At 33.0% G+C, this 23,002-nt stretch carries 8 protein-coding genes and 1 tRNA gene; 3 read left to right on the top strand and 6 right to left on the bottom strand.

The annotated features are described in order from the left end of the window. The first annotated feature begins 23 nt into the window (after positions 1 to 23). From CJP74_RS01905 to CJP74_RS01895, 3 genes are all read left to right on the top strand, one after another. A tRNA-Asp gene (locus tag CJP74_RS01905) sits at positions 24 to 100 on the top strand. Positions 101 to 542: 442 nt separating this feature from the next. Beyond that, the gene (locus CJP74_RS01900) at positions 543 to 842 is read left to right on the top strand and encodes an aldo/keto reductase (protein WP_427909961.1); all 300 of its coding nucleotides are present in this window, start codon (positions 543 to 545) and stop codon (positions 840 to 842) included. 675 nt (positions 843 to 1,517) lie between these two features. Continuing rightward, on the top strand, positions 1,518 to 3,137 hold the full coding sequence (locus tag CJP74_RS01895; protein ID WP_119496589.1) for a BspA family leucine-rich repeat surface protein: 1,620 nt from the start codon (positions 1,518 to 1,520) through the stop codon (positions 3,135 to 3,137). Positions 3,138 to 3,963: 826 nt separating this feature from the next. On the opposite strand, the gene CJP74_RS01890 is transcribed toward CJP74_RS01895, so the two are convergent. The 6 genes from CJP74_RS01890 to CJP74_RS01865 all read right to left on the bottom strand — a co-directional run. Beyond that, entirely contained in the window at positions 3,964 to 5,043 is a 1,080-nt protein-coding gene (locus CJP74_RS01890) for a restriction endonuclease subunit S (protein WP_282432507.1), read from the bottom strand. Further along, entirely contained in the window at positions 5,043 to 7,091 is a 2,049-nt protein-coding gene (locus tag CJP74_RS01885) for an HsdM family class I SAM-dependent methyltransferase (RefSeq protein ID WP_119496587.1), read from the bottom strand. The genes CJP74_RS01890 and CJP74_RS01885 overlap by 1 nt, the downstream gene beginning before the upstream one ends. Positions 7,092 to 7,382: 291 nt before the next feature. Beyond that, positions 7,383 to 8,489 carry a restriction endonuclease subunit S gene (locus CJP74_RS01880; RefSeq protein WP_282432506.1) on the bottom strand — a complete coding sequence of 369 codons (1,107 nt, stop codon included), beginning with the start codon at positions 8,487 to 8,489 and terminating at the stop codon, positions 7,383 to 7,385. Beyond that, positions 8,486 to 10,537: an HsdM family class I SAM-dependent methyltransferase gene (locus CJP74_RS01875; RefSeq protein WP_119496585.1), complete on the bottom strand. Its 2,052-nt coding sequence runs from the start codon at positions 10,535 to 10,537 to the stop codon at positions 8,486 to 8,488. The genes CJP74_RS01880 and CJP74_RS01875 overlap by 4 nt, the downstream gene beginning before the upstream one ends. Before the next feature lie 314 nt (positions 10,538 to 10,851). Continuing rightward, a complete protein-coding gene (locus CJP74_RS01870; protein ID WP_119496584.1) occupies positions 10,852 to 17,985 on the bottom strand; it encodes a BspA family leucine-rich repeat surface protein in 7,134 nt (2,377 codons plus the stop codon). 754 nt (positions 17,986 to 18,739) lie between these two features. Beyond that, positions 18,740 to 23,002: BspA family leucine-rich repeat surface protein (locus CJP74_RS01865; RefSeq protein WP_119496583.1), on the bottom strand; the 4,263-nt coding region annotated here is incomplete at its 5' end.

The raw sequence follows: 23,002 nt of genomic DNA, 5'->3' as shown, positions 1-23,002 counted from the left end.
CATCGCCAAATTAATTTTTTAGTGGTCTGGTAGTTCAGCTGGTTAGAATACATGCCTGTCACGCATGGGGTCGCGGGTTCGAGTCCCGTCCAGACCGCCACTTTGTTACAAAAATGCACTGCATACTATGCAGTGTTTTTTTATTGAATTAGATGGAAAGAGCCATCTAGTATTTTAGTTCACGATTATTTACCCCTTATAAGATAATCGCTTCGAACTAAAAAGCGTAATTAAGCAAATTATTCTCAATGTGTAAGATCTTGGCTACAAGCTCAAGATCTTTTTTATAAATATTCAAACCATTAAATACCTAGAGCCAAGCTCTAGGTATTTTTTTTGTTTTGCTTTTTTTACTTTGCTTTGCTTTTCTTTTCTTTGCTTTTCTTTGCTTTACTTTAGCTGTGCTTTAGGGTAACTATAGTGATTGCCTTTGCTGATTTTTTCAGTAGCTTGTTATAGATTAAGCTATTTTTCTCTAGCTGTTCTTTATCTATAAGAATTCTTGTAAACAACATAGCTTAAATCAACAAAGGAAACAAATCTTGTCAAACACAAATGCAAACTACCCTTATGTAACTTTAAATAACGGCGTTAAAATGCCACAGCTTGGTTTTGGGGTATTCCAAGTAACCGATCAAGAACAATGTGAAGAAGTAGTATTACAATCTTTAAAAGACGGTTATCGTCTAATAGATACGGCTCAGGCTTACTTCAATGAGGAAGTAGTAGGACGTTCAATTAAACGCAGTGGTATTCTTCGTCAAGAGATATTTGTTACTACTAAACTTTGGGTAAGTGACGCTATTGAAGAAAAAGCTCGTGTGGCATTTGAAGAGAGCTAACTACAAAGCATAATTTGAAGTAAAATCATTAGTCGTAGACTTAGGTCTACGGCTTTTTTAGATACTAAGTAATCTAGCTTGGTTTTAAAAGTTCAGAAGCAAAGTAAGTGCTATTACTGAATCTAATTTAAATGTCTATTAAACCAAACTACCTTTATTAATTAGGACTCAGGGAGTATAATATTTACGAAAAGATTAAAAATAACCCGAATACGCGTTTACTTTGTTATAAAACCTTAGAAGGTTTTTTCAGAATCTAGCTAGGAAAGAAAGACCGCTTTCCGACTAGATTACAACAAAAATAAACCCAGATAGTTTACCTTATTTGCTTTTGTAGATAAGGAAAAAAGAATAAATCTTCATAAACTAGGGGATTTTTGTTGTGAGAATTTAATACTTTTATTAAGTTCTGTATTGTTAAGTGTTAACCAGAGTCCTTGGACTCTGGTTATTTTTTTGGCTAAAATTTAGCTTTGCTTGTTAAGCAGGGGGATTTTTAAGTTTAGTCTATATAGATAGGGAAAATGCAAAAGGATAGCTAGTTTTTTTGTTGTTTGTTGTTTGTTGTTTGCCGTTAATTAATCTCATTATTTAACTTTTATTGCTATAATTAAGGAGAAAAAAATTTTAGAGGCTTTTCTCTTTTGTACAAAAACTGTAACCCTAAATAATCCTATGCATAAAAAAGACAAACTATCTCATTTAGCGACTTCTTCAGAAGTAAACCCTAGTCTAGAGCAACCTCTATCTCAACTCAAAGAGTTTACTGATATTACTTTTAGCAAACTGCCTAAAGAGCTAAAGTCTGCTCCTCTAGACTCTAGTTTAGTTCGTATTACTTTTACGAATCGAGAGAGCTTAAAAGAGTTTCTTGACTCTTATATAAAAAAGTTTAATAAGCTTAAAGGTAAAGCTTTAGATTTGAGTTTTCTTGATATATCACAAGTAGATAACTTAGATTTTCTCTTTGCTAATCCTAAAGATATACTTGTTAATAAATGCCCAAACAATGATATTACTTATATTTATGAAGTCAATGTAAGCAAACTCAACATTGACTATGCTAGTCTTGATTTTAGTAAGGCAAAATCCATGGAAGGTACTTTCATGGGGGTAAAGATTATGAATCCTCTTGATAGTCTCAATGTTGCTAATGTAGAAAACATGAGCTACCTTTTTAGTGAGGCTGAATTTACAACTAGTCAACTGGATCTGAGTAAGTGGGATGTTAGTAAAGTACAAGATATGTCTTTTATGTTCAGTGGAGCTAGTTTTGAGGCTCAGCCCGAGCTTAACTCTTGGGATGTAAGTAATGTAACTCATATGCAAGGTATGTTCTTTGGGGCTTCTAAATTTAATAGTGATATTAGCAAGTGGAACACTGCTAAAGTTACTGATATGAGTTATATGTTTAGTGAAGCTCTTGAGTTTAACCAAGATATTGGGAATTGGGATGTATCTCAGGTTACTAATATGTCTTGTATGTTTAGATGTGCCGAGGAGTTTGATAAAGATATAGGGAAGTGGGACGTTTCTCAAGTAACTGACATGAGCTTTATGTTTTTTAAGGCATCGTTCTTTAACCAAGATATAAGCAACTGGGATGTATCTCAGGTAACTGATATGAGCTTTATGTTTACAGGGGCTGCTGAGTTTAATCAAGATATATCCAAGTGGAATGTGTCTAAGGTTACTAATATGAGTGGTATGTTCGCTCAAGCTGAAGCATTTAACCAAGATATTGGTAATTGGGATGTATCTCAGGTTACAGATATGAGTGAAATGTTTGCTAATACGCCTATCTTTAATCAGAATATAGCTAACTGGGATGTGTCTAAGGTTACTAATATGAGTGGTATGTTCGCTCATGCTGAGGCATTTAACCAAGATATTGGCAACTGGGATGTGTCTCAGGTGACAGATATGAGTCAAATGTTTACTAGTGCGTCTATCTTTAATCAGAATATAGCTAACTGGGATGTGTCTAAGGTTACTAATATGAGTGGTATGTTTGCTGATACTGGAGCATTTAACCAAGATATAGGCAGATGGAATGTATCTAAGGTAACTGATATGAGCCTTATGTTTGTAGCGGCTAGAGAATTTAACCAAGATATAGGTAACTGGGATGTATCTCAAGTAATTGACATGAGCTTTATGTTTTCTGAAACTCCCAAATTCAATCAAAACCTTAGCAACTGGAATGTTAGGAAGGTAATTGAATGGGATGATATTTTTAGTGAGGCAATTAGCCTTAAAGAAGAAAATAAACCGCCTCGTTTTAGAATAAAATAAATTTAATAAAGTACCTCTTAGTTTTTGCTAAGGGGTACTTTATTTTTTGTCTTTAGTCTCAAAACTTTTTGCAAAAGTAGCAAAGTTTAAAAAAGCTTGAAGGGTGTTGGTTTAAGTTAAAGCAAAAGATCTTGTTATGATTCTCTTAGCTCAGAGGCAGGGAGCAAACTAGTTAAAAAGTTTAGCTTGCTAGATTGTTGAATGGCATTCACTGATGTTTTAAACAGGGGCACATTTATCTTTTAACGTAACTGCCTTATAATAGGAAGGAGAAAAGAAAGGATACCCTAAACTATTATCCATCCTAAATATACTAACTTATTTTAGAAGTTTATCTCTTTAAGGTAAGAGGTAAAGCTTCTTAGACTTACAAGCAACAATAAATTTTATCTAATTCTTAAAGGTACATATCTTATTTTGCTTAAAAGTAATTGTATAACTTTTTTCTATGCATAAGAGTATCTTTTAGATTGCAAAAATCTAGGAGAAAGGAAAGAATTTTATTTTTTCCTTTACTAGTAACAACAAAAGTAAACCTAGGAATTGCATTATTTGCTTTAGTCCTTTTATTAGCTTAAAGCAAGCAATGTAAGTAAAGAATAAAATCTTCACTAACTAGGGGATTTTTGTTGTGAGAATTTAATTCTTTTATTAAGTTCTGTATTGTTAAGTGTTAACCAGAGTCGCAAGACTCTGGTTTTTTTTGTTTAGGTACAAGCTAGAGATGATAAAGGTAAAAGGATCTGTAGGTTTTGCTTATTACTTTATAGATTAGTAAAAGCCCCTCTTGCCGTAAGGCAAGAAGGGCTTATTTTAGGGACAATAACTAAAAAGAGAGGTTTTGAGAAGAAGTTGTTTTACTATGAGAAAACTTAACAAGGTCTTTAACAACTAGTTTTTCTAGAGCTAAGATGTATGTTTCAATAAACTCAAAATCTATTTGACCGTTTTTAGTTGGGAGAAGAATATACTCTTTTTTAATTTTTTCCCATCCTGATTTATTACTCCAATCATATTTTTGATACACCTTATTTAAGGCTGCTGTAATAAAAGGATGAACTTTTTCTATTTTGATACTAGAATCTTTAAACCTAAATGCATAGCTGTCTTGTAGCACGGTAAATTTATGTGGTTGATAAAATGCTTTACCAAAACCATTTGCCGTAGCTGAGAAAACATTTTCTAAAATAGTACAACCTTCTTCATTAACATATCTACCAATCTGGTTATTACTAATAATTGCGGTTGTCGCAGGTAAAGATCCTTCTTTATTTTGTACTTTGTTTGTGGCTATTTTTTCAAATAATTCTGCAATTTGGTACTCACCCCACTCTAAAGATTCAAATGAAGCAAGAGCTTTTATTTCTTCTTCATTGAGTTCGTAGTTATCTAATCCTCTTGTTTGGAGATAGGTTTGGATTTTTGTTATATTTAAAGACTCGAGTTCAGTTACAAAGTCTTCGATAAATTCAAAGTCTATTACGCCATTTCTACGAGGAAGTAAAATAGTTTCATTTTTTACTTTTGCCCACCCAGATTTATTAGTCCAATCATATTTTTGATATACCCTATTTAAGGAAGTTGTAATAAAATGATGAACTTTTTCTATTTTGATACTAGGATCTTTAAACCTAAAAGCATAACTATCTTGTAGCACAGTAAACTTATGTGGTTGGTAAAAAGTTTTACCAAAACCATTTGCTGTAGCAGAGAAAACATTTTCTAAAATAGTACAACCTTCTGTATTAACATATCTACCAATCTGGTTGTTACTAATAATTGCGGTTGTAGCAGGTAAGTTACCCTCTAAGTTTTTAACTTTTTTAGTATTAATTTTCTCAAATAGATCATCTATTTTATATTCGCCCCACTCGACAGCTGAGAGTTTTTGCTGGAGTGAGGCTATTATTTTCCCTGCTTTTCCTCATCGAAGCTTGAATCTTTGAGTAGGTTAGATACTTCCCAAGAAAGAAAATCGGCAATAGTTGTTTTAAATTCATCGATCTTAGGTTTTAGATCAACTGGAGCAGACTGATTCCAATCATCACCTCTATTTACATCTATATATCCTTCGTAGCACTCAGAGTCAGTTAAAAGTTTTTGCTTTCTCTTACCGAATTTAACAATATCAACAACTTCTTGATATCTAGCTTTTGCATTATCTGTATCTATTAAGTTATTGCTCGACTTTCTCCGGTTTGTTCTTGTATAGCCATCATTGCTAAAGTCGATAAAGAGTACAGGAAAATCATTTTCATGAGCTTCTGCTACTTTAAAAACGTATATATTCGTACTAACATTAGATTTACCCACAAATAAATCTATTGGCATTTTTATACTTGCAAGGAGACGATTACGTTTAAGGATTTTCTTGTTATAGTTAATAGCTTTACCACTTCCTGATGAGCTTTGAATAATAATTGCGGCATAACCTTTTTCCATCATTGATAAAGCACGCTCAACAAAGATCATTCCATTTCCGTCAGCAGAGTAAGGTGGATTTAACACAAAGGCATCAGCTGGGAAGTGTTCATTATCTTTGCCGAAACCATATTTTCCATTAAACTGAATCAATGAATCTTCATTAATAATGTTAGAAGATCCATCCCCCATCATAATCATGTTTAGCACCGCTAACATGTAAACTGATGACAGGATTTCTAAGCCAAGAAGTTGGTATGCTTTAATATGCGACTCTTTGATTTTTAATTCTTCTGGAGATTTAATTTCTCTTTTGGCATCTTCGAGCATTTCATTCATGGCTGCTACGAGCAATCCAGCTGAACCTGTAGCAAAGTCCCAAACATAAGAATCTTTGTTTACGCGGGCTAGTTTTACAAGTAAAGTAGCTACATAAGATGGAGTTAAAACCACATCGTTTAACTTATCTTGAGTAAAGCCGAGCCATGAATACATTTCGTTAAAGAGCTTTCCTGTAAAATCAGTATTTAACCCAATTTTATAGTAAATACCTAGGTCATCAACTATTTTACTAAATACACGTTTAAGCTGACTTTCTCCATTAACTGGTTTGTTAATGTTTTCACTAAGCAGAGTATTTTCTAGTGTACGAATAATAAGTTTCTTTTTGCTTTCAGGGATATTTTTCTTATCTAAAAAAGAACGGATTTTACGACTAATGATTTTACCGTCAGTGTCTTCGCTTTCTTCTTCTTTGGATTTTAATTCATCTTTGCTTAATGGACTAACTACATTTGGGATACCAAGAGTAGCAATAATTGAAGCTGCTACTAAGTAAACTCTATCGTTTTCCCCTAGGCCTTTTTCGTTTTGGTAGATATCATTGTTTAGCTTAATTAAGCTAGCTTCGATTTCTTTTTCTCGCTTCTCTTTGAGCTGTTCTTTTTCTTCTGTGGTTAATTTTAAGGAGTGTATTTTATTAACAAAATCATTAAAGTGTTCTGGCTTTAAGAAAGATAAATCAGAAAAATCATCAATTTTTTGCCCTATACCGAAGTTATCTTTAGATACATAGTATGCCCCTATATATATATATAGCCTTCCAAGAGAGTCTCTATATCCAGTTATACCAATCGAAATTATATCGGTATAGCCTGTATAGTGGAGAAGAGCATTAGCATAGTGTACGGCACCGTTTACAGCATATGAGTTAATATTGGTGTAGTTAGGTTCGTTGTTAGCTTTACGATTTTCCACTTGACCATGTGCATCAAGTTTTTCCAGTTTATCTTTATAGCCTTTATACTCAATTAATACAGGCCAGTCCTTTAAGTTTTTGTCTTTAAGGATAAGTTTTACGTCAGGACGGTTTCCTCCTTTACCCCCGCTTTTTGATTCATACTCCTTTAGGGCATTATCAATTTCAGTATTTAACGATTCTTGTTCTAATTTATAGTCTAAACCGTATGCTTTTAGCCAACCGTTAACCAGATCAGCTACTTGTGGTTCGACTGACACTTTTGTTGATTTCATTTTTATACTCCAAATAAAAATTAACGAAGATACTAAAATACAATTATATCAATTTTTTATTTTGATTTTTAGAGTGATCTATTAATTCCCCCCTTAAGTATTTTTCTTGCTAAGGGCAAGACTCTGGTTTTTTGTTTAGTTACAAGTTAGAGCTGATATATGTAAAAGGATCAGTAGGTTTTCTTTATTACTGGATTTTAGTTGATCACTAATTTAAATAATGAACCCTTTATAGATGAGTATAAGCCCCTCTTGCCGTAAGGCAAGAAGGGCTTATTTTAGGATAAATAACTAAAAAGAGAGGTTTTGAGAAGAAGTTGTTTTATTATTAGTGAATTGAACTAAATCTTTAATTACTAGTTTTTCTAGAGCTAAGATGTAGGTTTCAATAAACTCAAAATCAACTTGACTGTTTTTAGTTGGGAGAAGAATATTAAGGTTTTGAATTCTATCCCAAGAACACATATTATTATAACTAAAAAGACTTGTTAAAAACCTAAATGAATTAGAGAAAAATAGACCTTGATTTTGGCTCATATTAAATTTTGGTATTAAAGCAAAAACTCTTGCATGCCTAACCATTTTATATTGGAATTGTCGATAGAAGGAGTGACCAAACATATCAATAGTTATGGTATTGCCAGGAATAATCTTTGCCTTAACATCGGTTTTTCCAAAAATACCATTATTATTTAAGCCTGCAGTAATAACATAATCACCGAGTTCGTTGATATGTTTTTTCTGAATATCAAAATCACCACTTTGACTAGTAAACAATTCATTTATTTTAAACTCTTTCCACTCGATATTATTAAATTCTTCTAGAGCTTTACTTTCTTTTTCTGAAAGTTGGTAGTTATCTAATCCTCTTGTTTGGAGATAGGTTTGGATTTTTGCTCTATTTAAAGACTCGAGTTCAGTTATAAAACCTTCGATAAATTCAAAGTCTATTACACCCTTTTTACGAGGAAGTAAAATAGTTTCATTTTTAAATTTATCTAGTGTTGGAAAGTTAGTGTATCCCTTATATTTAGTTAAGGTATGATTTATAGAAGTTATAGTAAATTGATTGAGTAGTTCTTTTATTTTTGGGGTAAGAATAAAGATATTTGAGCTCGAGTACCATTTATGTTTTCTTATTTGAGCTTGAGAAGCACCTATTTGGCTAATTGAGATGCAATTAGCTTCATTTGGTTCTGTGTCAATTTTATTTATATATCCTTGAACCCCATAATTAACTTGTGTTCTGCCAATAAACTCAAAGGTGTTTTCACTTCGAGGAACAAAAGTCATCTTACCAGCATGATATCTTCGCGAAGCTTTAACCTCAAATAGATCATCTATTTTATATTCGCCCCACTCTACAGCAGAGAGTTTTTGCTGGAGTGAGGCAGTTATTTTCCCTGCTTTTGCTCATCTAAGCTTGCATTATTGAGTAGGTTGGTTACTTCCCAAGAAAGATAATCGGCAATAGTTTTTTTAAAGTCTTCTAGACTTGGTTTGAGATCCATAGGTGCAGATTTATTCCAATCTTCACCACTATTTACATCGATTTTATCAATGTGAACAGCTGAAGCAGGTAAAAACTTTAACTCTTCTTTTGCTTTATTATTTACAACTATATCGATAACTTCTTGATATTTTTCTTTAGCATTACCTGTATCTTTTAAGTTGCTATTAGACTTTCTACGATTTGAACGAGTATAACCATCATCACTAAAGTCTATAAATTTAACATATTTTTCATTTTTATGAGGGAAACCTACATTAAAAACATAGATATAGGTTTGTATATTAGATTTACCTATAAATAAGTCTACTGGCATTTTAATGCTAGCTTCTAAGGTATTATTTTTTAAGATTCTCTTATTTATTTTCTTAGCTTTACCGCTTCCTGCTGAATTTTGAATAATAACTGCTGCATAACCACCTCGCTTCATTTTTTTCAAAGCTTGTTCGACAAAAATCATTCCCCCACCTTCGGCAGAGTAAGGGGGATTTAACACAAAGGCATCAGCAAGGAAGTTCTCATTGTCTTTGCCAAAACCATATTTACCATCGAACTGTAATGAGTCTTCATTAATAATATTTGAGGATCCATCCCCCATCATAATCATGTTTAGCACCGCTAACATGTATACCGAAGGTAATAGTTCAATACCTAGTAACTGTTCGGCTTTAATCTCACATTCTTTAATTTTTAATGCTTCAGGAGATTTAATTTCTCTTTTGGCATCTTCGAGCATTTCATTCATGGCAGCTACGAGCAATCCAGCTGAACCTGTCGCAAAGTCCCAAACATAAGAATCTTTATTTACACGAGCAAGTTTTACCAGTAGGGTTGCTACATATGAAGGAGTTAAAACCACATCGTTTAACTTATCTTGGGTAAAACCTAACCAAGAGTACATTTCATTAAAGAGTTTTCCTGTAAAATCAGTATTTAAACCAATTTTATAGTAAATACCTAGGTCATCAACTATTTTACAAAACACACGTTTAAGCTGACTTTCTCCGTTAACAGGTGTGTTAATGTTTTCACTAAGAAGAGTACTTTCTAGGGTACTAGTAATAAGGTTTTTTTTGCTTTCAGGGATATTTTTCTTATCTAAAAAAGAACGGATTTTACGACTAATGATTTTACCGTCTGTTTCTTCTTTTTCGGTTTTGGACTTTAATTCATCTTTGCTTAAAGGGCTAACTTCATTTGGGATACCAAGAGTAGCAATAATTGAAGCTGCTACTAAGTAAACTCTATCGCTTTCCCCTAGACCTTTTTCGTTTTGGTAGATATCATTGTTTAGTTTAACTAAGCTAGCTTCGATTTCTTTTTCTCGCTTCTCTTTGAGCTGTTCTTTTTCTTCTGCGGTTAATTTTAAGGAGTAGATATTATTTACAAATTCATCAAAATATTCTTGTTTTAAAAAAAGTAAATCAACCTCGAAGTCGTAACCAGAAGACTCTATGATTTTTTGTCCTACACCAAAGTTATCCTTAGAGACATAATATGCCCCTAATTGTATACACAGTTTTCCTAGAGAGTCTCTATATCCAGTTACACCTATAGCAATTACATCGGTATAACCAGTGTAGTGGAGGAGTGCATTGGCATAGTGTACGGCACCATTTACAGCATATGAGCTGATATTATTAGCTTTACGATTGTCTACTTGACCATTTGCATCAAGTTTTTCCAGTCGATCTTTATAACCTTTATACTCAATTAATACAGGCCAGTCCTTTAAGTTTCTTTCTTTAAGGATAAGTTTTACGTCAGGACGATTGCCGCCTTTACCCCCGCTTTTTGATTCATACTCTTTTAGGGCATTATCGATTTCAGTATTTAGAGGAGCTTGTTCTAATTTAAAGTCTAGACCATACTTTTCTAATGCACGGATCACCAAGAAAGCGATTTCTGGTTCAACTGATGTTTTTGTATTTTTCATATAATCACTCCTATATAAAATTAACATCAATAAATATCATTATAGCAATTTTTCTATTTGCTTATTAGAATGAACTCCTAATTTCCCTATTAAGGATAATGTTACTTTACTTGCAATCCTTACCACTTTATTCAGAAAGCATTCACAAAAATAAAGCACCCAAATTTTAAAAAATTTGGGTGCTTTTTCTCGAGATAAAAGATTTTAGCAAGAAAACCTCTTCCTCATTTTATGGATAAGCTTCAAGCAAAGAGAGTTGGGATAAGACTCTGGTTGCGTTAATTTTATCCTTATTAGGCTAGAGCATAGCCAGGTTAATTATTAAATTTATGAGGGATAAAGTTTAATGCTTTTAATAAATAGTTGTGGGTAAATTCTTGATAATCTGTAACATTAGATACATCCCAACCACTAATATTTTGCACAAAATTAATAGTTCCCCCAAACATTGCCCTCATATTAGTAACATTAGATACATCCCAATTACTGATATCTTGGTTAAATGATTCAGCTAAAGCAAACATTCCCGCCATATCCCTAACATTTGCAACATCCCATTTGCCGATATCTTGGTTAAATCTACTAGCCCCAAAGAACATAGCAGCCATATTATAAACACTAGATACATTCCAGCTACCTATATCTTGGTTAAATGATGTAGCCTGACTGAACATGCCTGCCATATCTGTAACATTGTCAACTTCCCAGTTGCTTAAGTCTTGATTAAATGATTCAGCATTTTCAAACATGCATTTCATATTAGTAACTTGATAAACATCCCATTTATTTAAGTTACCATTAAATGCTTGGGCTCCTGAAAACATTTTTTCCATGCTGGTTACATTGTACACATCCCATCTGCTTAAATCTCTATTGAAATGGTTACAGTTTTCAAACATGTGTGACATGTTGGTTACAGCTTGAGTATTCCAGTTACTAATATCACTATTAAAACCTTCACTATCTATGAACATTCCCGCCATAGAAACTACATTAGAAACATTCCAATTAGCAATATTTAATCCAAAAAGATTTTTTGCTTCAGCAAAAGTTGCATTCATGTTTACGATATTGTTTGTTTCCCAATTGCTAAAATCTTTATGATTATTTAATTGGGCACGATAGAACATAAATGAAATATCTTGAGTAGCAAAGGATACCCATTTATTTAGATTAATATTTGGGTTTCTAAAGATAGCTCCATGGAAAGTATGAGTCATAATTAATGCCCCTATTACATTAAGCTTAGTTATATCACCGTATAACTCTACTCCCATAAAGGTTCCATTTAAAGAGTGTACGCTACTAAAATCTAGACTACTAAAATCAATATTTAAAGGATAGGTTTTATTGATATCAGGTATAGTTCTAAAGTTTAGATTTTCGTCAAGATCTAAATTATTCATAATTTCTTTGTTAACAAAGAGGAAATCTGCTCGGTTAACTAAAGACATATCAATAAAGCTTAGATCAAGAGGAGCACCATGAATATTGTTATATCGGCGGATATACTCATCAAGAAAAGTTTTTAAGCTTCCTAAGTTTGTAAATTTAAGAATTACCTCACCTGGAGAAATTTTTCTTACTTTGAGATTATTTGGTAAGGCATTATAGTCAATATCGGTATAGACATTTTGAACAAATCTAGGAGCATTTACCGCTGGAAATTTTATGGCAAACTCAAACATCTTCCCATATTCGCTAACCCGACAAACATTCCAATTGCGTAAATTACCTTCGAAATTTAAAGCTCCTTGGAACATAGCAACCATGGTGGTTACTTTACTTACATTCCAGTTAGAAATATTACCATTAAAGAGCATAGCTCCAAGGAACATCCCTGCCATACTCTTAACATTAGAAACGTCCCAGTTGGTTAAGTTTTCATTAAAACCTAAACAGAGAGCGAACATACCTTCCATTTGTACTACTTTTGAGACGTCCCAACGGTTAATATTAAGTACATGGGAAATTTTAGCTACACTAAACATGTATCTCATACTATATACATTAGAAACATTCCAATTTCCTAAATTACGTTGATATGTAAGTTCAGCTTCAAAGAAAAGGAAATTCATTGCTCTAATATTAGAAACATCAAGTTTGCCTAGATCCGAGTGGATTACCGTTCCAGCAAAAGCAGCTTCCATGTTATAGACATTACTTATATCAAAAGTAGAAAAGTCGATATTTAAATGTCTCTTAGAAATATTTGAAGGTTTTAACAGCTCTTCTATAGGTGAATTTAGACGTTTAATATAATCTTGGTTGGCAAAGAGATAATTTATTTCGAATATGTTATTTAGTTTAATAAAACCTAGATCTAGAGGTAAGCCACGAATATCATTAAACTTATCTATGTAAACATCTAAAAATTCTTTGAGCTTATCTTTATTAGTAAATGTAATCTTTATTCTAGAAGGATTAAGTCTTTGCTGTTGTAGTTCATAAGGTAAATCATAGAAAGAAATATCAACAAAGTGTTGACCATTTCTTATGTTTCTTTCTTTTTGTAGGTGGAGGTATCTATCGGCACCAATGAACATGTTATATCTATTGACACGACGAGAGTACTTCCATGCACTTAAGTCTCCTGTAAATTGAACAGCATCAGCGAACATACATGACATATTTTTAACTTGACAAACATCCCATTGACTTAGATCACTGTTAAATGTAGTAGCGTTACTAAACATATATGACATGTCTTTAACTTTACTTACGTTCCATTTGCTAAGGTTACTGCTAAAGTTTGTAGCTAGTTGGAACATTCCTCTCATATTTGTTACATTAGAAACATTCCAGCGACTTAAATCACTATTAAATCTTCTCGCTTTGTTAAACATAAATGCCATATTTGTAACTTTACTTACGTTCCAGTTACTAATATCACTGCTAAAATTTGTAGCTTCTTGGAACATGGAGTTCATATTTGTAACATTAGAAACATCCCAGCGACTTAAATCACTATTAAATCTTATCGCTTGGTTAAACATAAACTCCATGTCAGTAACTTTACTTACGTTCCAGTTACTTAGATCGCTAGTAAAGCTTGAGGCTTCTTGGAACATGGTGCTCATATTAGTTACATTAGAAACATCCCAGCGACTTAAATCACTATTAAAGTTTGTCGCTTGGTTAAACATAAATTCCATGTTCGTAACTTTACTTACGTTCCAGTTACTAAGATCGCTAGTAAAGCTTGAAGCTGCTTGGAACATGGTGCTCATATTTGTAACATTAGAAACATCCCAGTCACTTAAATCACTGTTAAATTCAGTCGCTTCGTTAAACATAAATTCCATGTTTGTAACTTTACCAACGTCCCAGCGACTTAAATCACTATTAAATCTTGTCGCTTGGCTAAACATAGATTTCATATCTGTAACTTGACTAACATTCCAGTTGCTAAGATCACTAGTAAAGTTTGAAGCGAATTGGAACATAGCTTTCATATTTATTACATTAGAAACATCCCAGCCACTTAAGTCACTATTAAATCTTGTCGCTTTGTTAAACATCCACTCCATGTTCTTAACTTTTCCAACGTTCCAGTTACTTAGATCGCTAGTAAAGCTTGAAGCTTCTTGGAACATGGTGCTCATATTTGTAACATTAGAAACATCCCAGTCACTTAAATCACTGTTAAATTCAATAGCTTCGTTAAACATAAATTCCATGTCAGTAACTTTACCAACGTCCCAGCGACTTAAATCACTGTTAAATCTTGTCGCTTTGTTGAACATAAATGCCATGTCAGTAACTTGACTCACGTTCCAGTTACTTAGATCGCTAGTAAAGATTGAATCTTCTTGGAACATGCTTCTCATATTTGTAACATTAGAAACATCCCAGCGACTTAAATCACTGTTAAAATGTGTTGCGTAGCTGAACATAGATGTCATATCTGTAACTTGACTCACGTTCCAGTTGCTAAGATCACTAGTAAAGTTTGTAGCTAGCTCGAACATTGAGTGCATATTTGTTACATTAGAAACATCCCAGCGACTTAAATCACTAGTAAATTTTATCGCGCAGTTAAACATATGTGCCATGTCTGTAACTTGGCTAACGTTCCAGTTACTAAGATCACTAGTAAAGCTTGAAGCTCCTTGGAACATGCTATTCATATTTGTTACATTAGAAACATCCCAACCACTTAAATCACTAGTAAATTTTGTTGCTTCGTTAAACATATGAGCCATGTCTGTAACTTGACTAACATTCCAGTTGCTAAGATCACTAGTAAAGTTTTCCGCTAGTTGGAACATTGCGTGCATATTTGTTACATTAGAAACTTCCCAAGTACTAAGACCAACATCATGATAATTAAATGTTGCACTATGGAATAACGAGTGCATATTACGAACATTAGACACATCAAGGTCTTTTAGAGAACATTGAATTATAGTACCCGCAAAAGTTCCCTTCATAGATTTTACATTACTAAAATCTAAACTACTAATGTCTAAATTGAGTGCACGTTTTACTAACCATGAAGAAGTTACTGTACCGTTTAATATTGAAGATTGAATGGATTCAGGAGCAAATAAGAAGTCTACGTTTTCGATTTGTTTCATATCGATAAAACTTAGATCTAAAGGTTTGCCATTTTCAATATTAAACTTGTCAATATATACATCTAAAAACTCTTTGAGCTTACTACTGTTAGTAAATGTTATTGTTATGTGACGAGGATTGATCGGCTTTTCTTGTAGTTCTGTTGGTAACTCATCATGAGCAATATCAGTAAATTTACCCCCGTTATATTTTGCTCGTTCGTTACAAGCGAGTAGGTATTTATTAGCATTGGTAAACATATCCTCTTGATTGCAACTCTCAGAAATGTTCCAATTACTTAAATCCCATTCAAATTGACGAGCACCGTAGAACATTCTATTCATACTAGTAACATTTTTTACGTCCCAGTTACTAATATTTTGATTAAAGGATGTAGCAAAGTTAAACATACTGCTCATATCAGTAACCTTAGATACATCCCATTTACCAATCTTTTTATTAAAAGATCTAGCTCGATAGAACATTCGACTCATATTAGTAACATTTGCTACATTCCAGCTTCCAAGATCTTTATTGAATGCTGTAGCTCTGGCAAAGGTTCGACTCATATTGGCAATATTAGACACATTCCAATTATCGAGGTTTTGGTTAAATGAAGCTGCACCTTCAAACATGCGACTTAGGGTGCTAAGATTAGAAATATCCCAGTTACCTATATCTTGGTTGAATGATTTTGCTTCTTTAAACATTTCTTCCATATTCGTAACCTGAGAAACGTTCCAGTTACCGATATTTTGGTTGAAAGAAATTGCCTCTTCAAACATTTGCTTCATGTTTGTTACTTGCGAAACGTCCCAGTTACCAATATCTTGATTAAAGGCTGTAGCTCCTGCAAACATGCAACTCATATTTGTAACATTAGAAACGTTCCAGTTACCGATATTTTCATTAAATGAGTCTGTATCTTCAAACATACCACTCATATCTCTTACCTGAGATACATCCCAGGTACTAAGATTAGTTTCTGGATGATTAAAAGTAGCACTCAGGAACATGAAACTCATATTTTCAACTTGAGAGACATTGAGATGTTTAATTGGAGTATGAATATTAGTCCCAGCAAAAGTACCTTGCATAGATTTTACATTACTAAAGTCAAGGCTATTAATGTCTACATTAAGTTCTCGTTTTGGATAATTAGTAGCTCGCCAAGTTTGCTTTATAATCGCCTCTTTATATTCAGGAGAAGCAAAGAGGTAGTCTATATTTTCGATTTGGGAAATATCTATGAAGCTAAGATCTAAAGGTTCACCTTTTAGTTTATTAAACTTGTCGATATATGCATCTAAAAAGAGTTTAAGTTTATCAGGGTTAGTGAAAATAATGCGGTTATATTTTGCTTTAATTCTTTTTGCTTGTACTACAAGAGGAAGTTCACTAAAAGTTAGATTGGTAAATTTAATACCGTGATACCTAGTTCTTTCTTTTTGGGAAGCAAGATATTTATCTGCATTAGTAAACATCTCATCTTTACGAATATCTAATTCTTCCCAATCACTTAAATCACAATCAAATTGTTTAGCGTTATAGAACATGCGTTGCATATTCCAAACTTTGGCAATATTCCAGTTACTGATATCTTGATTAAATGAGGTAGCATTGCTAAACATGCTATTCATATTCTCAACATTAGAAACATCCCAATTGCCGATGTTTTGATTAAATGCTGTAGCTCCACTAAACATCCAACGCATATTAGTAACCTTAGAAACATTCCAATTACCAATATTTTGGTTAAAATCTTTTGCGTGCTCAAACATTTGCCCCATGTTTACAACATTTTCCACATTCCAGTTGGCAATATTTTGATTGAACTTTTCTGCTTTATGAAACATTCTTGCCATATCAGTAACGCGAGAAACATTCCACTTGCCGATATCTTGGTTGAACTTTTCTGCTTTATGAAACATTCTTGCCATATCAGTAACACGAGATACATCCCAGTTACCGATATTTTGGTTGAAGGCTTGGGCACTATCAAACATGGCGTGCATATTTGTGACATTGGCAACATTCCAGTTAGCAATATTTTTATTGAATGTTATTGCTTTATGGAACATCCAACTCATATTAGTAACTCTAGCGGGGTTCCATTCGCTAATATCACTATTAAAGCTATCAGCTTCATAGAACATGGCGCACATATAAAGAACATTATGAACTTGCCAGTTTGCAATTTGTAAGTTAGAGAGATTTACTGCTTTGAAGAACATACCTGACATATTGCCTACACTAGATACGTTCCAAGCATTTAAGTTTTGTGGGGTTTCAAAGTAGGTTTCTTGGAACATAAATTCCATAGATCTTACTTTAGAAACATTCCATTTTCCGAGATCAATTTGTGGGTTTTTTAAGAGAGCATGATTAAACAGGAGAGCCATGTTTTCTACATTAGAGACATTGAGATTACTAATGTCATTGACAATCTCAACTCCCATAAAAGTACCTACCATGGATTTAACATTACTAAAGTCAAGACTTTCATAGTTGATGTTTAACAGTCTTGCTTGAGTTTGTTTATATTCATAAACGGTTAAATTTTCAACGAGGTCACTATTTACACTGAGGTAGTTTTTGTCAGCAAAGAGAAAATCTATATTATCTATTTGCGACATGTCAATAAAGCTCAAGTCTAAAGGTTCTCCTTCAGGATCATTGAACTTTTTAATATATGTATTGAGGAAAGCTTTTAAGTGTTCATTATTTGTAAAAGTAAGACGTACAAAATTCGGATCGATTCTCTCACCTTTTACTTTCTCAGGAAGCTCAGCAAAGCTAATATCGGTTAAATGAATTTCTTTACGAAAGGAATTAGTGATATTTGTCGCGAATTCTTTAAAGCGTGAAAAGAAAGATTTTTTTGTCATAGTTGATTAAATAAGCTAAAAGTTAATATTAAATTACCTAATTTATCTTGAAGATAAAAGGTAAAGAAAAGAGTAAGTTGAGACTAGTTAAATAGGTAAATAAAGCAGGAAATTTATTTTATATTTACCCTAAATATTATAACAATAAAGAGGTGCTATTTGGCTTTCTTGATTAGTAAAATGGAGAGGAGTTTGTGGGAGTTTTGGTGAGGAAAACAAGAGGGGGTTGCGGGAGTTTTGATGAGGATAACAAGAGGAGGTTGCGGGAGTTTTGGTTAGGAAAACAAGAGAAGTATAGAGAGTTAAAATGGATTTTAGAGTATAGATTTTAGGAAGAAAAAAGAGGTTTTTTCTTTTTCAAAAGAAATTTAGCTTGTTGAATTCTCATAAACTATTTAAGTTTGCTGGCTAAAGGAAGTTAATATAAGTTTGATATTGCTAAAGGTTAACCAGAGTCACAAGACTCTGGTTATTTTTTTGTTTAGCTACAAGTTAGAGCTGATAAGTGTAAAAGGATTAGTACCTCATCTTTATTATCTATAAAGAATTTGGATAAATCTAGGTCTAGAGATTTTAGATCCAGAGCTTAACTATTAATATGGCTAATGATTAGGTATACGGAAAACTCTTTGCTATTTTTTATCACGAGTATCACTAGTTTAAGTATTTTATCGCTGTAAATAAGAGAGTCTTCTGTAAAAAGATCTATTAAGCAAATTATATTCATTTTATCTAGATCTTCCTCTAGGACTTATCAGTCTTCTTTGAACATGTTATTTCTATTTACATTAAGTGAGTATTTCCATGAACTTATATTTCCTTCAAACCTCAAAGCACCAAAAAACATGTAGCTCATGTCACGAACACGTGAAATGTTCCATTTACTCAGATCGCTATTAAAGTTTTCTGCTTCTTGGAACATTCCTTTCATATTAGTAACATTTGAAACGTTCCATTGACTTAGGTCACTATTGAACTTTTTCGCTTTGTTAAACATAAATGACATATCTGTAACTTTACTCACGTTCCAGTTGCTTAGATCACTACCTTTTTTTATATTAAACATAAATAAATTATCTATAAAACTCTGCTTACCTGAAAAATTTTCAGCTTCTTGGAACATATTGCACATATTTGTAACATTAGAAACATCCCATTGACTTAGATCGCTATTAAAAAATTTAACTTGTTTAAACATATGTGACATATCAGTAACTTTACCCACGTTCCAGTTACTTAGATCACTAGTAAAGTTTTTAGATTCATTAAACATAGCTTTCATGTTTGTAACATTTGCAACATTCCAACGACTTAAATCACTATTAAATTTTGTCGCTTTGTTAAACATACATGTCATATCTGTAACTTTACTTACGTTCCAGTTACTTAGATCACTAGTAAAGTTTGTAGCTAGTTGGAACATAGCTTTCATATTTGTAACCTTAGAAACGTTCCATCGACTTAAATCACTGTTAAATTTTGTCGCTTGGTTAAACATAAATGCCATATCTGTAACTTTACTCACGTTCCAGTTACTAAGGTCACTAGTAAAGTTTTCCGTTAATTGAAACATTCCATTCATAATAGTTACATTAGAAACATCCCAGCGACTTAAATCACTGCTAAATTTTGTAGCTTGGTTAAATATACATTTCATATCTTTAACTTTACTCACATTCCAGTTACTTAGATCACTAGTAAAGTTTGAAACTTTCTCGAACATTCCGTGCATACTAGTAACATTTGAAACATCCCATTGACTTAAATCGCTGTTAAATCTTGTCGCGTGGAGAAACATGCACGTCATATCTGTAACTTTACTCACGTTCCATTTACTAAGATCACTGGTAAAATTTGAAGCAAGTTGGAACATTCTATCCATCTTTGTAACATTAGAAACGTCCCAGCGACTTAAATCACTGTTAAATTTTGTCACTTTGTTAAACATGAATGACATTACAGTAACTTTGCTAACATTCCAGTTACTTAGATCACTAGTAAAGTTTTTAGCTTCACTAAACATAGCTGTCATGTTTGTAACGTTTTCAACATTCCAACTACTTAAATCACTGTTAAATTTTGTAGCTTGGTTAAACATACATGTCATATCTGTAACTTTACTTACATTCCAGTTACTGATATCACGAGCAAAGCTTGAAGCTTCTTGGAACATGCTATTCATATTTGTTACATTAGAAACATCCCATTGACTTAAATCACTATTAAATTTTGTCGCTTGGTTGAACATATATGCCATGTCAGTAACTTGACTCACGTTCCAGTTACTTAGATCGCTAGTGAAGCTTTCTGCTCTAGAAAACATACTTTCCATGTTTATAACATTTTCTACATTCCAGCTACTTATATCTTTATTAAAAGAAGTAGCATCTTTAAACATTCGCCTCATATTAGTAACCTTAGATACGTTCCATGTACTAAGATCTTCATCATGATTAGCCAAAGTTGCCCCAAAGAATAATCCTTCCATGTTGCGAACATTAGACACATCTAGGTTTTTTAGTGAGTTTTGGATTATAGTTCCAGCAAAAGTACCTCGCATAGAGATCACTTTACTTAAGTTTAAACTATTAAAGTCGATATTAAGTTTGCGTTGAGGATCCAAATTATATTTGGTTATGTTATTTAAAATTATTTCTTTATATGAATCAGGAGCAAATAAGAAGTCTACGTTTTCGATTTGTTTCATATCGATAAAACTTAGATCTAAAGGTTTGCCATTTTCAATATTAAACTTGTCAATATATACATCTAAAAACTCTTTGAGCTTACTACTGTTAGTAAATGTTATTGTTATGTGACGAGGATTGATCGGCTTTTCTTGTAGTTCTATTGGTAACTCATCATGAGCAATATCAGTAAATTTACCCCCGTTATATTTTTCTCGTTCATTACAAGCTAGTAGGTATTTATTAGCATCGGTAAACATATCCTCTTGATTGCAACTCTCAGAAATATTCCAATTACTTAAATCCCATTCAAATTGACGAGCACCGTAGAACATTCCATTCATACTAGTAACATTTTTTACGTCCCAGTTACTAATATTTTGATTAAAGGATGTAGCAAAGTTAAACATACTGCTCATATCAGTAACCTTAGATACATCCCATTTACCAATCTTTTTATTAAAAGATCTAGCTCGATAGAACATTCGACTCATATTAGTAACATTTGCTACATTCCAGCTTCCAAGATCTTTATTGAATGCTGTAGCTCTGGCAAAGGTTCGACTCATATTGGCAATATTAGACACATTCCAATTATCGAGGTTTTGGTTAAATGAAGCAGCTCCTTCAAACATGCGACTTAGGGTGCTAAGATTAGAGATATCCCAGTTACCTATATCTTGGTTGAATGATTTTGCTTCTTTAAACATTTCTTCCATATTTGTAACCTGAGAAACGTTCCAGTTACCTATATTTTGGTTGAAAGAAATTGCCTCTTCAAACATTTGCTTCATGTTTGTTACTTGCGAAACGTCCCAGTTACCAATATCTTGATTAAAGGCTGTAGCTCCCGCAAACATGCAACTCATATCTCTTACCTGGGATACATCCCAGTTACCGATATTTTGGTTGAAAGAAATTGCCTCTTCAAACATTTGCTTCATGTTTGTTACTTGCGAAACGTCCCAGCTACCAATATTTTGATTAAAGGCTGTAGCTCCTGCAAACATGCAACTCATATTTGTAACCTGAGAAACATCCCAGTTACCGATATTTTCATTAAATGAGTCTGTGTCTTCAAACATACCACTCATATCTCTTACCTGAGATACATCCCAAGTACTAAGATTGTTTTCTGGGTGATTAAAAGTAGCACTCAGGAACATGAAACTCATATTTTCAACTTTAGAGACATTGAGATGTTTAATTGGAGTGTGAATTCTAGTCCCTGCAAAAGTACCTTGCATAGATTTAACATTACTAAAGTCAAGGCTATTTATATCTACATTAAGTTCTCGTTTTGGATAATTAGTAGCTCGCCATGTTTGCTTTATAATTGCCTCTTTATACTCTGGAGAAGCAAAGAGGTAGTCAATATTTTCGATTTGGGAAATATCTATGAAGCTAAGATCTAAAGGTTCACCTTTTAGTTTATTAAACTTGTCGATATATTCATCTAAAAAGAGTTTAAGCTTGTCAGGGTTAGTGAAAATAATGCGATTATATTTTGCGTTAATTCTTTTTGTTTGTAATACAAGAGGAAGTTCACTAAAAGTTATATCGGTAAAGTTAACTCCATGATACTTAGTTCTTTCTTTTTGGGAAGCAAGATATTTATCTGCATTGGTAAACATCTCATTTTTATTGCGAATATCAAATTCTTCCCACTTACTTAAATCACAATCAAATTGCTTAGCGTTATAGAACATTTGTTCCATATCCCAAACTCTTGCAATATTCCAGTTACTGATATCTTGATTGAATGAAGTAGCCTCTTTAAACATCTCTTCCATTGTAGTAACCTGAGAAACATCCCAGTTTCCAATGTTTTGGTTGAATGAATAGGCATTACTAAACATCCTACGCATATCATAAACAGTAGAAACATCCCAGTTGCCAATGTTTTGGTTGAATGAAGTAGCCTCGCAAAACATCCAACTCATATTAGTAACCTTAGAAACATCCCAGTTGCCAATGTTTTGGTTGAATGAAGTAGCCTCGCAAAACATCCAACTCATATTAGTAACCTTAGAAACATCCCAGTTGCCTATATCTTGGTTTAATGATGAAGCCCCTTTAAACATCCAGCACATATTAGTCACATTAGACACATCCCAGTTACTGATGTTTTGGTTGAAAGATGAGGAACCACTAAACATCCCTCTCATATCAGTAACCTTAGATACATCCCAGTTACCGATGTTTTGGTTGAAGGGTGTTGCACCACTAAATATCCAACACATATTATTCACATAAGATACATCCCAGTTGCCAATGTTTTGGTTGAAAGATGAGGCACCACTAAACATGCCCCTCATATCAGTAACCTG

Origin of the sequence: Psittacicella melopsittaci (assembly GCF_003585925.1) — a bacterium.
In the GTDB taxonomy this organism is placed as follows: domain Bacteria; phylum Pseudomonadota; class Gammaproteobacteria; order Enterobacterales; family Psittacicellaceae; genus Psittacicella; species Psittacicella melopsittaci.
Note: the sequence above shows the minus strand (reverse complement) of the source record. Positions and strands in the feature narration are given on the sequence as shown.